This window comes from Pseudomonas sp. LARHCG127, from assembly GCF_052871455.1.
The window spans coordinates 157,468-171,253 of the sequence record NZ_JBIXJT010000010.1 but is presented as its reverse complement, the minus strand read 5'-3'; the positions used below and the strand labels follow the sequence as shown (position 1 = coordinate 171,253).

Sequence of the window (13,786 nt, the reverse complement as noted above, 5' to 3'; positions counted from 1 at the left end):
TTCGTGAGCGAACTCATTCGCGTACCTGACATCGGCAGCGGTGAAGGTGAAGTAATTGAACTGTTTGTGAAGGTCGGCGACCGTATCGAAGCCGACCAGAGCATCCTGACGCTTGAATCGGACAAGGCCAGCATGGAAGTGCCTGCGCCGAAGGCCGGTGTCATCAAGAGCCTGAAAGTGAAGCTGGGCGACCGCTTGAAGGAAGGCGACGAACTGCTGGAGCTGGAAGTCGAGGGCGCCGCTGCGGCGCCTGAAGCGGCCGCCCCTGCGGCTGCCCCGGCAGCGGCTGAAAAGCCTGCCGCCGCGCCGGCTGCCGAAGCGGCTCCCGCGCCCGCTGCGGCGCCTGCCGCTGCCAGCGTCCAGGACATTCATGTCCCGGACATCGGTTCGTCGGGCAAGGCCAAGATCATCGAAGTGTTGGTCAAGGCTGGCGACACCGTCGAAGCCGACCAGTCGCTGATCACCCTGGAATCCGACAAGGCCAGCATGGAAATCCCATCGCCGGCCGCCGGCGTGGTGGAAAGCGTCGAGGTCAAGCTGGACGACGAAGTCGGCACCGGTGACCTGATCCTGAAGCTGAAAGTAGCCGGCGCCTCGGCACCTGCCGCGCCTGCCCCGGCCGCTGCGCCAGCCGCCAAGGCTGAGGCCGCTCCAGCACCAGCCGCCGCGCCTGCGGCCAAGGCTGAAGCAGCCCCTGCTCCGGTCGCCACTGCGCCTAGCGGTGCCAAGGTGCATGCTGGCCCTGCAGTGCGTCAGCTGGCCCGTGAATTCGGTGTCGAGCTGTCCGCCGTAGGCCCGAGCGGCCCTCACGGTCGCGTGCTCAAGGAAGACGTGCAAGCCTACGTCAAGGCCATGATGCAAAAGGCCAAGAACGCACCGGCCGAAGGCGCCACCGGCGGCGCGGGCATCCCGCCGATTCCGGCGGTGGACTTCAGCCGCTTCGGCGAAACCGAAGAAGTGGCCATGACTCGCCTGATGCAGATCGGCGCGTCGAGCCTGCACCGCAGTTGGCTGAACATCCCCCACGTGACGCAGTTCGACCAGGCCGACATCACCGAGCTGGAAGCTTTCCGCGTCGCGCAGAAAGCCGTGGCGGAAAAGGCCGGCGTGAAGCTGACCGTGCTGCCACTGCTGCTCAAGGCTTGCGCGCACCTGCTCAAGGAACTGCCGGACTTCAACAGCTCCCTGGCCCCAAGCGGCAAGGCTGTGATCCGCAAGAAATACGTGCACATCGGCTTTGCCGTCGACACCCCGGAAGGCCTGCTGGTACCGGTCATCCGCAACGTCGACCAGAAGAGCCTGCTGCAACTGGCTGGCGAAGCCGCTGCCCTGGCCGAAAAAGCCCGGAACAAGAAGCTCACCGCTGACGACATGCAGGGCGCCTGCTTCACCATCTCCAGCCTCGGCCACATTGGCGGCACCGGCTTCACGCCGATCGTCAACGCGCCGGAAGTGGCGATCCTGGGTGTTTCCAAGGCCACCATCCAGCCAGTCTGGGACGGTAAAGCCTTCCAGCCGAAGCTGATGCTGCCACTGTCGCTGTCCTACGATCACCGTGTGATCAACGGCGCCGCCGCCGCACGCTTCACCAAGCGCCTGAGCGACTTGCTGGGCGACATCCGCACCATCCTGCTGTAACACCGGGCGGCCCTCCCTTGGGAGGGCCATTCGGAGCACCGTTTTCCGAGCGCCACGCTCGTACCTCAACCCCGTCCGTTTGGCGGGGCTTTTTTTTGCCTGGAAATCAAGCCAGGTACAGGGATGCTGGATGGGCCGGCCTCATCGCGAGCAAGCTCGCTCCCACAAGGGTCTTGTGGTGCCGCACTGCACCTGAAACTGATGAGCCCCTCCTGTGGGAGCGAGCTTGCTCGCGATAGCGGTATGTCAGACAGCCCGGCAATTTTCCTACCCCGCCAGTTTTAAATGACTACGACCCCTGTAGTCATTCCCCACACCCCGCGCCCCCTTCCCTATCGATATTTATCGCCCGCCGAGCTTTAGCATCGAACCGCCAAGGCACCTTGATGGGCGCCCCACTAAAACTTCGAATGGATTCGAATATGTTCAAACCTACCGTCGGCCCGATTGTCGGGCACACGACCACGGACCATGCCCGGATATTCCTGCGCGGCGATCATGGCAACAGCCAGGTATTTGCCGGCATCCGCCACCGACGCCGAGGGGATACAAGCTGGTCGATGGGGCAATTTGTCCAACTGAAGGCCTACCGCGACATGTCCGATGTCATCGTGTTGAAAGGCCTTCAACCCGACACCGCCTACGAATACCAGGCCGGCTGGTTCAGCCCCCTGAGCCCGACCCATACCGTGGAAACTATCCAGGAGCTGCCCTTGCAATGGCCCAGGAACACCTATTGCTTGCGCACGCCGACCGATAAAACCGATGCGCCGCGGGCTTATATCGTGGGCTCGTGTCGCTACTTGCGGATCGTCGCCAACACCCCGCTGCTACCCGCCCTTGGGGATCGCACCTTCGCCGGCATCAATCGCGTCGTCGAACAAGCCGACCCGCCGATCAGCGCGGTATTGATGACCGGCGACCAGGTTTACCTCGATGACTTGAATGTCATCGGCCCGGACCGAGCCTATAAAAACATCCTCTTCAGATACCGAACGGTATTTGCGCAGCCGCAGATCAGCAAGCTGATGGCTGGCACCCCGACCTACATGATCCTCGACGACCATGAAATCGAAGACAACTGGCCCGCCAGGAGAACCGCCCAGGACGACCTCCTGTATGCCAATGCCATGAGCGCTTATCGGCTTTACCAGGCCAGCCACGGGCCCGTCCATGAACTGTCGGGCGACGGAACATTGAACAAGGCGTTGACCCGCTACTGGTACACCTTTGCCCACGGGGATATCCATTGGTTCGTTACCGACAGCCGGACGCAACGCAACCTGTCGGCGGACGACCGGCGCATCCTCGACCATGAACAGGAACAGGCCCTGCTTGAATGGCTCGTCAACAGCCCCGCCCGGGTCAAGCTCGTCGTCACCAGTGTGATGTTTTTCCCAGACAGCAAGCGCAATGACGGCGATGCCTGGCAGGCGTTTCCGGCACAACGGCTGCGACTGCTGGACAGCATCCGCCGTCAGCGGATCAAAAACGTAGTGTTCATTTCGGGTGACGTCCACGGTTCCATGACCAGCCGGCTGCGGCACAGCGAGGATCCTGATTTCGAGGTCAACACCGTCGTTTCCTCGCCGTTCTACAACAGCAAACTGCTGCCTTTTGCAAAAGCCGCGGATTTTATTTTCCACCGGCCCATGGCCCGCACGGACAGCGGTGAGTACCGCTATGAACTGACCAGCGAAGTAGTGAGCCAAGACAACTTCGCCCGCCTGCAGGTCACGGCGCAGAGCCTCCAGGTCACCTTCCACGACCGTGACGCAAGGCCCTTGCAGGCAGTCGATATCCCGCTGCGATGAACTTCCATGCCCTCTGATCGGCTGGCGACTGGAGAAATCCCGTTGTCGGCCGATAAAAGGTTTATAGCACTTGGCCTTCATCTCTCTTGTCAGCCAGTGCCGCAATGATGCAACCTTGCGCCAATCCGTAATAACGAGGGCGTCAGCCCGGCGCGATCAGCATTTTCGAAGCGAGTTTCCCCATGAAAAGCCAACCCGATGCCGCCAGCCGTATGGCGGCCGAGGTAGTGACGCAGTTACCGGTGCCCGCGCGGCTCGGTATGCTGCGTTTCGAACGGCTGAATGAAGCTAGCTGGGCGCTGTTGTTCCTCGACCCCAATTGCGAGCGACACTTCGGCCTGCCGGCGGTAGAGCTGTGCTCGCTGGTCAGTTCGCCCTACGCCAGCCTGATGGAACCCGAAGCGCGCTATCAACTGCACGACGCCATCCAGCAGCAACTGGCCCAGGCCGCGCATTACCAGATTCGCTACACGCTCCACACCGCCAAGGGACCGATGAACGTGCTGGAAACGGGCGAAGCCTATAAACAGCACAATCGCCACCTGCTGCGCGGCTACCTGCTGGTAGTGGACAATTTGCTGCAAAGCGAACCCTCCATGCCGGCCCTGGACCTGGAAACCCAGAACTCGCGCCTGCAGATCGCCCTGGAACTGAACCAGCGCGCCCAGCAAGAGCAGCTCCAGCATCTGGACCGCGTACGTGCCCAACAGGACCTGATCCTGCTACTGACCCGCCAACGCTACAGCGCCAACAATTCCCTGCTCGAAGCGGCCGAACTCATCACCCGCAGCGCCTGCGACATCTACCAGATCGATTGCGCCAGTATCTGGAACCTCGACGATGGCAAGCTGGTGCCGATTTCCGCCTATAACCGCGCGTCCCAGGAATATTTCCTGCCCGCGGTGATCGACGCCAACGAGTTTCCCGACTACATGGAGGCGCTGCAGACCTGCCGCGCCATCGACGCCCACAATGCGATGCGCGACCCGCGTACCCGGGAAATGGCCGGGAACCTGCGCGCTCGCGACGTCAACGCCATTCTCGACGCCAGCGTGCGTATCGACGGCCAAGTGGTGGGCGTGCTGTGCCTGGAACAAGTGGGCGCCACCCGCGCCTGGCAGTCGGATGAGATCGCCTTTGCCGGCGAGCTGGCGGACCAGTTCGCCCAAGTCATCAACAACCACAACCGACGCACCGCCACCAGCGCCCTGCACCTGTTCCAGCGGGCCGTGGAGCAGAGCGCCAACGCGTTCCTGCTGGTCAATTGCGACGGCGTGGTGGAGTACGTCAACCCAAGCTTCACCGCGATCACCCAGTACACCACCGAGGAAGTCCACGGCCAGCGCCTCTCGGAACTGCCGGCCCTGGAAAACCTCAGCGAACTGCTGTTCGATGCGCCCTCGGCGCTGGCCCAGAGCAATAGCTGGCAGGGCGAGTTCAAGAGCCGTCGCAAGAACCTGGAACCCTACTGGGGCCAGTTGTCGATTTCCAAGGTCTACGGCGACAACCGCGAGTTGACCCACTATATCGGCATCTACGAAGACATCACCCAGACCAAGCTGGCCCAGCAGCGCATCGAGCGCCTGGCCTACACCGACAACCTGACCAACCTGGGCAACCGCCCAGCGTTCATCCGCAACCTCGATGAACGCTTCGCCCGGGACAGTGACTCGCCCATCAGCCTGCTGCTGGTGGACATCGACAACTTCAAGCGCATCAACGACAGTCTCGGCCACCAGACCGGCGACAAACTGTTGATCAGCCTGGCCCGGCGCCTGCGCAACAGCTTGAGCCCCAGTGGCAGCCTGGCGCGCTTCGCCAGTAACGAATTCGCGGTGCTGCTGGACGACACCGATCTGGAGGCCGGGCAGCAGATCGCCAGCCAGTTGCTGATGACCCTCGACAAACCGATGTTCGTCGACAACCAGTTGATCAGCGTGACCGGCTCCGTGGGCCTCGCCTGCGCGCCGCTGCACGGTCGCGACCCGCAGACGCTGATGCGCAACGCCGGCCTCGCCCTGCACAAGGCCAAGGCCAACGGCAAGCACCAGGTCCAAGTGTTCACCGAAGCACTGAATGCCGAGGCCAGCTACAAGCTGTTCGTGGAAAACAACCTGCGACGCGCCTTGACCCAGAACGAACTGGACGTGTTCTACCAGCCCAAGCTGTGCCTGCGCAGCGGCCGCCTGCTGGGCATGGAAGCGCTGCTGCGCTGGAACCATCCGGAAAAGGGCATGATCCGCCCGGACCAGTTCATCAGCGTGGCCGAAGAAACCGGCCTGATCATCCCCATTGGCAAATGGATCGCCCGCCAGGCCTGCCGGATGAGCAAACAGCTGACCGCCGCCGGCCTGGGTAACCTGCAAGTGGCGATCAACTTGTCACCCAAGCAGTTCTCCGACCCGGACCTGGTCGCCTCCATCGCCAGCATCCTCAAGGAGGAACAACTGCCGGCGCGGCTGCTGGAACTGGAGCTGACCGAAGGCCTGCTGCTGGAAGCCACCGAAGACACCCACTTGCAGCTCGACCAGCTCAAGCGCCTGGGCCTGACCCTGGCCATGGACGACTTCGGCACCGGTTATTCGTCCCTCAGCTACCTGAAGAAATTCCCGATCGACATCATCAAGATCGATCGCAGCTTCATCCATGAGATCCCCGACAACCAGGACGACATGGAAATCACCTCGGCGGTGATCGCCATGGCCCACAACCTGAAACTCAAGGTCGTGGCCGAAGGCATCGAAACCGCCCAGCAACTGAAGTTCCTGCGGCGTCATCGTTGCGACGTCGGCCAGGGCTACCTGTTCGACCGGCCAATCCCTGGCGCGGAGCTGATCGAAAAGCTCAAGCGCTACCCGCGCGGGCCTCTGGTCTGACAGCTGCGTATAGCTTGCGGCGGCTTTTCTGAGGCACACTGACGGTCTATTTCGCTCAACTCCATCTGACTGAGAGGACTGATCATGGTCTTGCGCTCGGAAATCCTGGTGAATAAAAACGTGCTTCCTACTCCTGATCAAGCTCTGCCTGGCCGTGAAACCCCGATGACCGTGCCGGAAAAACACTTCGTCCACGACGCGCCCCTGCTGGGCCCGTTTGCCATGGACGTGGACTTCGCGATCTTCGGCCTCGGTTGCTTCTGGGGCGCAGAGCGCAAGTTCTGGCAGCGTGAAGGCGTGGTCAGTACCGCGGTGGGTTACGCCGGCGGTTTCACGCCGAACCCGACGTATGAAGAGGTCTGCTCGGGCCTTACCGGCCACAGCGAAGTGGTCCTGGTGGTCTACGAGCCAGCGAAAGTCAGCTACGAAGAGCTGCTGAAGATGTTCTGGGAACTGCACAACCCGACCCAGGGCATGCGCCAGGGGAACGACATCGGCACCCAGTACCGTTCGGTGATCTATGCCACGAACCCGGCTCAACTGGCAGCGGCCAGACACAGCGAGCAAGTCTTCCAGGCTGAGCTGACCAAGGCCGGCAAAGGCACCATCACCACCGAAATCGAAGAAGCGCCGACGTTCTACTTCGCCGAGGCCTATCACCAGCAGTACCTGGCGAAGAACCCTGAAGGCTATTGCGGGATCGGCGGCACCGGCGTGACCTGCCCGATCTGACTACAAGCTTCGCGAGCAGGCTCGCTCCCACAGGTCCAGCGGCATACCCAAAGGTTGCATGCACACCAGGGCCAATGTGGGAGCGAGCCTGCTCGCGATAGCGGTGGGTCTGGAGCGGTAATGCTGAATGTGCCGCCGCCATCGCGAGCAAGCTCGCTCCCACAGGGTTCGGGGCGAACAGAAATACTGGGCACACCTCAGAACCCGTGTGTGGGAGCGAGCTTGCTCGCGATAGCGGTGGGTCTGGAGCGGTGATGTTGAATGTGCCGCCGCCATCGCGAGCAAGCTCGCTCCCACAGGGTTCGGGGCGAACAGAAATACTGGGCACACCTCAGAACCCGTGTGGGAGCGAGCTTGCTCCCGATGGCGCCCTTCCAGACACCATCAAACCATCAGCTCTCAGCGATCAACCAATCCATCTGCCACCCACCTTGGGTCTGCCCGAGCTTTTTCGACAGCCACGGCAGCAGCTCACGCAACTCTTCTTCCAGTCCCCACGGCGGGTTGGCAATCGCCAGGCCGGAACCGTTCAGGCTGTTGGGCGTCGCCAGCGGGTGCACCAACAGTTCCACCCGCAACAGCTTCGGCGCGCCCGTGCCAGCCAGGTCCTGGTAGAAGCGGCGTAACATCCGCTGGTCCTTCACCGGGTACCAGATGGCCGCCACCGTCTGGCGCATCCGGCCAATCGCCTCCTTGAGCGAGGCGGCACAGCGCTGCATTTCGTCAAGCTGTTCGAAGGGCGGATCGATCAGCATCAGCGCACGTTTTTCCGCCACCGGCAGCAACGCCCGCGGCACATGCCAGCCTTCACCCAGGTGCACCGCCACGCGACGGTCGCCTTTCATGTTGTCCTTGAGCAACACGCCGTCTTCCGGGTGTTTCTCATTAAGCAGCACACGGTCCTGCGGACGGGTCAGGCGCCGCGCCAGTTCCGGCGAGCCCGGGTAGTAGCGCAATTGCCCGTCCGGGTTCATCTCGTGCAGCACTTGCATGTAGTCGGCAGTCAACGGCGGCAGGTCGCCCTCGCCCCACAACCGCGCGATGCCTTCCAAGTACTCACCGGTACGATTGGCCTGGTCGCCCTGCAAGTCATACAGCCCGATGCCCGCGTGGGTATCGAGGTAGGCGAAGGGCTGTTCCTTGCGCGACATCAGCGCGATGAGGCGGGTCAAGGTCAGGTGTTTGAACACGTCGGCGTGATTGCCGGCGTGGAAGGCGTGGCGATAGTTCATGGCGGCTCCTGCGAAGGGCGACGAGTTTACCTTGAAGCGCGTCGAACGTCAGGGGTTGGCAGCCCGGCGGACACGCCACGATCAGCAAGCTCGCGCAGCAAGTACGCCTGCAAAGGCGCCTTGGGCGCGGCAAGCGGCTTCGATCGCTCAAGAAAGTGGGCAATCTTGCACCGCAGGATGCGCTGGTCGACCCGCTCACACAGAGACGGATGCTCTTCGCCCAGCCATGTAAGCAAGTTATCCACCAGGCAATCCATCGGCCCCTCGGCCATGGTCTCCAGCAGCGCCACCGGTACTTCCCACCAAGGAAAAATCCGGGCCGGCCGCTGGACATCTCCCACGAACTCAAGGGACTGACCGTTGATCAAGCAACGATTGATCACCGGCAAGAGCTGCCCGGCGTCCACCGCCGTCGATTGCAGGATCGGCCCCATGAAGCGCCCATCCCAAAAGCGCAGGAAAACCGCCTTGCCACCCGGCAGCAACACCTGGGTGAGCCCACGCAAATGCTCGGCAAGGTCTTCCTGTCCGGCACGCGACACCGCCAGCCAGCCCCAATCGAGTGAGTCGGTGGCCGCTATCCAATCAAGGAACTCACTGTCTGCGCGAACAAGCCCCACATAAGGCATGACCGCTTCCCACCCGGCATACGGCGTGCCGGCCCAGATTGGCGTGGGCGTCGTGGTCATCGAGCGCCGGCAGGCCGATAACGCCCCGGCGCTGCTGGCGTTGCTGAAAATGGCGAACAGTTGCTCGGACGCCTGCAACGGATGGTGCTCAAGCCATGCTCGGGGAGATGGGTCGCCGTTCATGCACGCCTCCGGCCATTGACAGGTTTATGAATAACCGGCGGCACTGCGCAGACGCCGTTTCTACAACGTTCACATTCCTCACAGAATGGCGCCGAGCCTTGGAAACTGAGGACTTGCGCCACGGAAAGCCGAGGCGCCGCCGCTGGGACCGGTTTCCCGGCGCCGCCCGGCGAACCCGCTGCCGCGTCCATCACCGCCATCGGCGCCCCACCGACCTCGATCGGCACACTGCTGAAAATCCCACCGGCACCGATGTTGATCCAATGGCCGCCAGCCTGGAGGGTCACACTAGCGCCACCGTCCAAAACCACTTGCTGGCCGGCGCTGACATGAAACTGCTGACCGGCATTCAAGACCTGGCTGGTCACACGAATATGCCGCTCGCCACTCACCACCAAGTGATCGTCCTGGCGGACTTCAGCGTGGCGCCTACCGTGGGTGACGCGCTGCTCATCGGCCTTGAGCTCGTGCCGCGCCGTGCCGGTGACAACGATGCTACGCTCGTGATCGACCTGCACGTGCTGGTCGTGCAACACATGCTGGGTCCAGTTTCGCTGGGCCCGCAGGTAGATCTCCTCGGCCCCCTTGCGGTCCTCGATGCGCAGTTCGTTATAGCCTTCGCCACCAGGGCTGCTCTGGCTGCGCCAGATACTGCGGGTCTTGTCCGCCGGCAGTTCCAGCGGCACCGGGTTGGCGCCATTGGGCAGGCAACCGACCACCAACGGCTTGTCCACGTCGCCATCGATGAACCCCACCAGCACTTCCATGCCGACCCGGGGAATCATCACCGCACCGTAGCGATCATGGGCCCAACCCGCGGCCACTCGCAGCCAGCAACTGGAATGCTCATCGCGCTGGCCGTGACGATCCCAGACCAGTTGCACCTTGACCCGCCCAAATTCATCGCAATGGATCTCGCTGCCCTGCGGCCCGGTCACCACCGCTGATTGATAGCCGTGGGCATGGGGCTTTTCGTGCTGCAAGGACGGCCGAAAGAACACGTCCCATGGCGTGGCGAGGAAGGTATTTCTATAACCCTGGAATTCATCCGGACTGGAGGAGACTGTTTCTTCCAGCACCTGGGGTTGACGGCCATGATGGTTGATCTGGGTCAGGAGCCACAGATCGTTCCACTGTTCCCGGGGATGGTCCTTGATGCGCATGAAATGCCCACTGACGAAGGCGCTGTCATCGCTGTCGCCCTGTGCCACGCGATAATCGGCGCCGTGACGCTCAAGGGCGCGTCGGGTCAGGTGCTTGCCATCGTCACGGTCGCAGAACCCACCGGGGTAGCGATAGTCCTCAAGGACAGGACGTTGCCGATTGTAGAGCTCGGCTTGCAATGTCACGCCAGGCTTGCGGAAGTCGTAGTCGCGCAACGTCACGGCCGTGGTATGGGTCTGGATTCGCACCGCCAAGCGCTTGATGGCCGGCGCGTCGGCAGCCATGCCGCTGTCGGGAAGGTACAGCGTCGATTCGGGCAGGCAAGGAAACACGGTCTGGTCATCACCGAACACCAGCAGATGACCGTCAGGGCGATGGCGAAAATGGTAGTGGATACCGACTTCAGCGCAGATCCGCTCAATGAACGCCAGGTCGCTTTCACCGTACTGCACACAGTATTCACGCTCGGGGTATTGCCCTGCGAGGGTGAATTCGTAGGCACCCGCCAGGATCCCGTGATCCTTCAAGACCTGGGCGACGATAGCGGGCACGCTCAAGTGCTGGAAGATCCGCTGGTTGATACGATGGCGCAAGTAGGCCAGGCGTGGCACCAAGGTGACCTGGTAGCGAGTCAGGCGCTTGCCCGAGTCGCCTTGGGCGACGCTATAGAGCTGACCGTGTATGCCACCGTCCCGGTCGTCGAACCCCAGGAATGCCTGACGATGCAGAAGCTCTTCCAGTGCCAGGTCGGACCGTTCGCTGACCAGTTCCAGGTCAAAGCGATAGGGCTGGCTGATGGCTTCCGTGCCCTTGAATTCGAGCACCTTGAGCGCGCTCGGCGGGTTGTCGAGCGTCAGCGTGAATCGCGGCGGGAACATCCTATGTGCCTCTGCTGAATGGAGGCGGATGATTCTGCACGAGCACCAGGGACGTGTATTGGAGGCGCAAAAAAACAGATTTGCCCTACATCCAAGAAGCTAAAAGCTGCTAAGCGTGATGCATTTTCCGATAGACATTCGAAGCATCACGACCAACCGCTACCGTCCTACAAACGAATCAGCAGTTTCTTGCAACGTGCTCGATCTCTGGCCAACAGTGGGCGTGATAACGTGCGCCGGTCGCAAAAAAGCAAAGGACGCAGGACATGACGACACGCTACGCAAAAATCGCAATGACCCTGGCACTCGCCGCATTCGCCTTCCTGACGGTGTTCAACAACCTCACGGACTACCGCTCCAATTTCAATTTCGTCCAGCATGTACTGAGCATGGACACCACCTTCCCCGACAATGCCGCCCGGTATCGCGCCCTCGATAAACCGTGGATGTGGCACGGCGCCTATTGGCTGATCATCTTCGGCGAGGCATCGACGGCGGGGCTGCTGGGCTACGGCGCAGTGAAACTGTGGCAGGCACGCCGGGCCGAGGCCGGGGCATTTGCCCGCGCCAAACGATGGGCCGTGGCCGGCTTGACGGTCGGTTTCTTCGTCTGGTTCTTTGGTTTCATGGTGGTCGGCGGCGAATGGTTCCTGATGTGGCAATCAGAAATCTGGAATGGCCAGGACGCTGCGTTCAGGTTCTACATGGCGATCCTGGGCGTGTTGATCTTTCTCAACCAGCCTGATGCCGAGATGAAGTGATATCCGTGGCGAGGGAGCTTGCTCCCGCTGGACTGCGTAGCAGTCCCTTTTTGTGAGCGCTTCGCACTCAAGCGGGAGCAAGCTCCCTCGCCACATTGGATCACCTGCGGGCTCAAGGCCGCGCAGAAAGTCTTACTGGTTCAGGCGGAAATCTTTCTCGGCTGCTTCGAAGCGCTGCACCATACCGGTGGTAGGCGCGCCCATCTTGCTGACGAAATAGATAGCCAGGCTGGCGAAGATGAAGCCTGGGATGATTTCGTACAGACCCAGCAGCTCGAAATGCTTCCAGACAACGACGGTGATCGCGCCGACCAGGATACCGGCCAGGGCGCCGTTGCGAGTCATGTTCTTCCAGACCACGGAGATCAGGACCACCGGACCGAAGGCGGCACCGAAGCCGGCCCAGGCGTAGCTCACCAGGCCCAATACACGGTTTTCCGGGTTGGCGGCCAGGGCAATGGCAACCAAGGCCACCAGCAGCACCATGGCGCGACCGACCCAGACCAGTTCCAGCTGGGAAGCGCTCTTGCGCAGGAAGGTCTTGTAGAAGTCTTCGGTCAGGGCACTGGAGCACACCAGCAACTGGCAGCTCAGGGTACTCATCACCGCCGCCAGAATCGCCGACAGCAACACGCCGGCAACCCAAGGGTTGAACAGCAACTTCGCCAGCTCGATGAACACGCGCTCAGGGTTTTCGGTCACGGGACCGGCCACTTCAGGGTGCGCCGAGAAGTAGGCGATACCGAAGAAGCCGACCGCCACGGTGCCGCCCAGGCACAGGATCATCCAGGTCATGGAGATGCGACGGGCATTGGCGATCGACTTGACCGAATCCGCAGCCATGAAGCGCGCCAGGATGTGCGGTTGGCCGAAGTAACCCAGGCCCCAGCCCATCAGCGAGATGATGCCGATGAAGGTGGTGTTCTTCAGCATGTCGAAGGACGAAGGATCTTTCGCTTCGATCGCCAGGAACGTGGTGTCCACGCCACCGGTGGCCAACAGTACGATAATCGGCGTGAGGATCAGCGCGAAGATCATCAGGGTGGCTTGTACGGTGTCGGTCCAGCTCACCGCCAGGAAACCACCGACGAAGGTGTAGGCGATGGTCGCGGCAGCACCGGCCCACAGCGCGGTCTCGTAGGACATGCCGAAGGTGCTTTCGAACAGACGGGCGCCGGCCACGATGCCGGAAGCGCAGTAGATGGTGAAGAACACCAGGATCACCACCGCCGAGATGATCCGCAGCAGGCCGCTCGTGTCTTCGAAACGGCTGGAGAAGTAATCCGGCAGCGTCAGGGCGTCACCGTTGTGCTCGGTCTGCACCCGCAGGCGGCCGGCTACGAACAACCAGTTCAGGTAGGCACCGACGATCAGGCCGATGGCGATCCAGCTTTCCGACAGGCCGGACATGTAGATGGCACCCGGCAAACCCATCAACAGCCAGCCGCTCATGTCGGAGGCACCGGCGGACAACGCCGTGACCACGCTGCCGAGGCTGCGACCGCCCAGAATGTAATCGGAAAGGTTATTGGTGGAGCGGTAAGCCATCAGACCGATCAGGACCATGGCTGCGATGTAGATCACGAAAGTGATCAAGGTGGGATTACTAACACTCATGAGTTACGCCCTGGCTTTGTTTTTATGATGCGGTGGCAGTTGAAAGCGTCGACAACGCTGAAGTTGTAGCAACGATTTGCAGTCCCGCGAATTTATGACTGATGTTTCCCCAGGAAAGCCATCAGCCGATGCCCCTCGGCTTGGAACCGGTTGCACCTTGGCCGCGAATGCTATTCAACAAATCAAATAAGGTGCAACCAGTTTCGCTCGAATAAGTTGCACCTGATCGGTTTTGTTGCAAAATCGCTGTTTTTTGCTCCCT

At 61.6% G+C, this 13,786-nt stretch carries 9 protein-coding genes; 5 read left to right on the top strand and 4 right to left on the bottom strand.

What is annotated here, in order from left to right; all coding sequences use genetic code 11:
• Positions 1-3 precede the first annotated feature (3 nt).
• The 4 genes from aceF to msrA all read left to right on the top strand — a co-directional run bounded on the left by aceF (position 4) and on the right by msrA (position 7,060).
• Entirely contained in the window at positions 4-1,638 is a 1,635-nt protein-coding gene (aceF, locus tag ACIPQ1_RS18505; protein WP_446534577.1) for a dihydrolipoyllysine-residue acetyltransferase, read from the top strand.
• Between the two features lie 422 nt (positions 1,639-2,060).
• On the top strand, positions 2,061-3,452 hold the full coding sequence (locus ACIPQ1_RS18500) for an alkaline phosphatase D family protein (RefSeq protein ID WP_411386309.1): 1,392 nt from the start codon (positions 2,061-2,063) through the stop codon (positions 3,450-3,452).
• Positions 3,453-3,634: 182 nt separating this feature from the next.
• On the top strand, positions 3,635-6,328 hold the full coding sequence (locus tag ACIPQ1_RS18495; RefSeq protein ID WP_411386308.1) for a putative bifunctional diguanylate cyclase/phosphodiesterase: 2,694 nt from the start codon (positions 3,635-3,637) through the stop codon (positions 6,326-6,328).
• 84 nt (positions 6,329-6,412) lie between these two features.
• Complete coding sequence (gene msrA, locus ACIPQ1_RS18490) at positions 6,413-7,060, top strand: peptide-methionine (S)-S-oxide reductase MsrA (RefSeq protein WP_186706022.1); 648 nt, start codon at positions 6,413-6,415, stop codon at positions 7,058-7,060.
• Between the two features lie 392 nt (positions 7,061-7,452).
• On the opposite strand, the gene ACIPQ1_RS18485 is transcribed toward msrA, so the two are convergent.
• Genes ACIPQ1_RS18485 through ACIPQ1_RS18475 form a run of 3 tightly spaced genes read right to left on the bottom strand, consistent with a single transcriptional unit; the run spans position 7,453 to position 11,146 of the window.
• Entirely contained in the window at positions 7,453-8,292 is an 840-nt protein-coding gene (locus tag ACIPQ1_RS18485; RefSeq protein ID WP_250962245.1) for a 23S rRNA (adenine(2030)-N(6))-methyltransferase RlmJ, read from the bottom strand.
• A gap of 26 nt (positions 8,293-8,318) precedes the next feature.
• Positions 8,319-9,104: a DUF4123 domain-containing protein gene (locus tag ACIPQ1_RS18480; protein WP_446534576.1), complete on the bottom strand. Its 786-nt coding sequence runs from the start codon at positions 9,102-9,104 to the stop codon at positions 8,319-8,321.
• Positions 9,101-11,146, bottom strand: coding sequence for a type VI secretion system Vgr family protein (locus ACIPQ1_RS18475; RefSeq protein WP_411386306.1), 2,046 nt, complete (start codon positions 11,144-11,146; stop codon positions 9,101-9,103). Before ACIPQ1_RS18475 ends, ACIPQ1_RS18480 begins: the two co-directional genes overlap by 4 nt.
• 266 nt (positions 11,147-11,412) lie before the next feature.
• Here ACIPQ1_RS18475 and ACIPQ1_RS18470 point away from each other — a divergent pair, with 266 nt between their 5' ends.
• Positions 11,413-11,907 carry a DUF2165 family protein gene (locus ACIPQ1_RS18470; protein WP_446534575.1) on the top strand — a complete coding sequence of 165 codons (495 nt, stop codon included), beginning with the start codon at positions 11,413-11,415 and terminating at the stop codon, positions 11,905-11,907.
• Positions 11,908-12,039: 132 nt separating this feature from the next.
• Here ACIPQ1_RS18470 and putP read toward each other — a convergent pair whose 3' ends face one another.
• Positions 12,040-13,524 (bottom strand): sodium/proline symporter PutP, encoded by a 1,485-nt coding sequence (gene putP, locus ACIPQ1_RS18465; RefSeq protein WP_446534574.1) that lies wholly within the window; start codon positions 13,522-13,524, stop codon positions 12,040-12,042.
• Between the last annotated feature and the right edge of the window lie 262 nt (positions 13,525-13,786).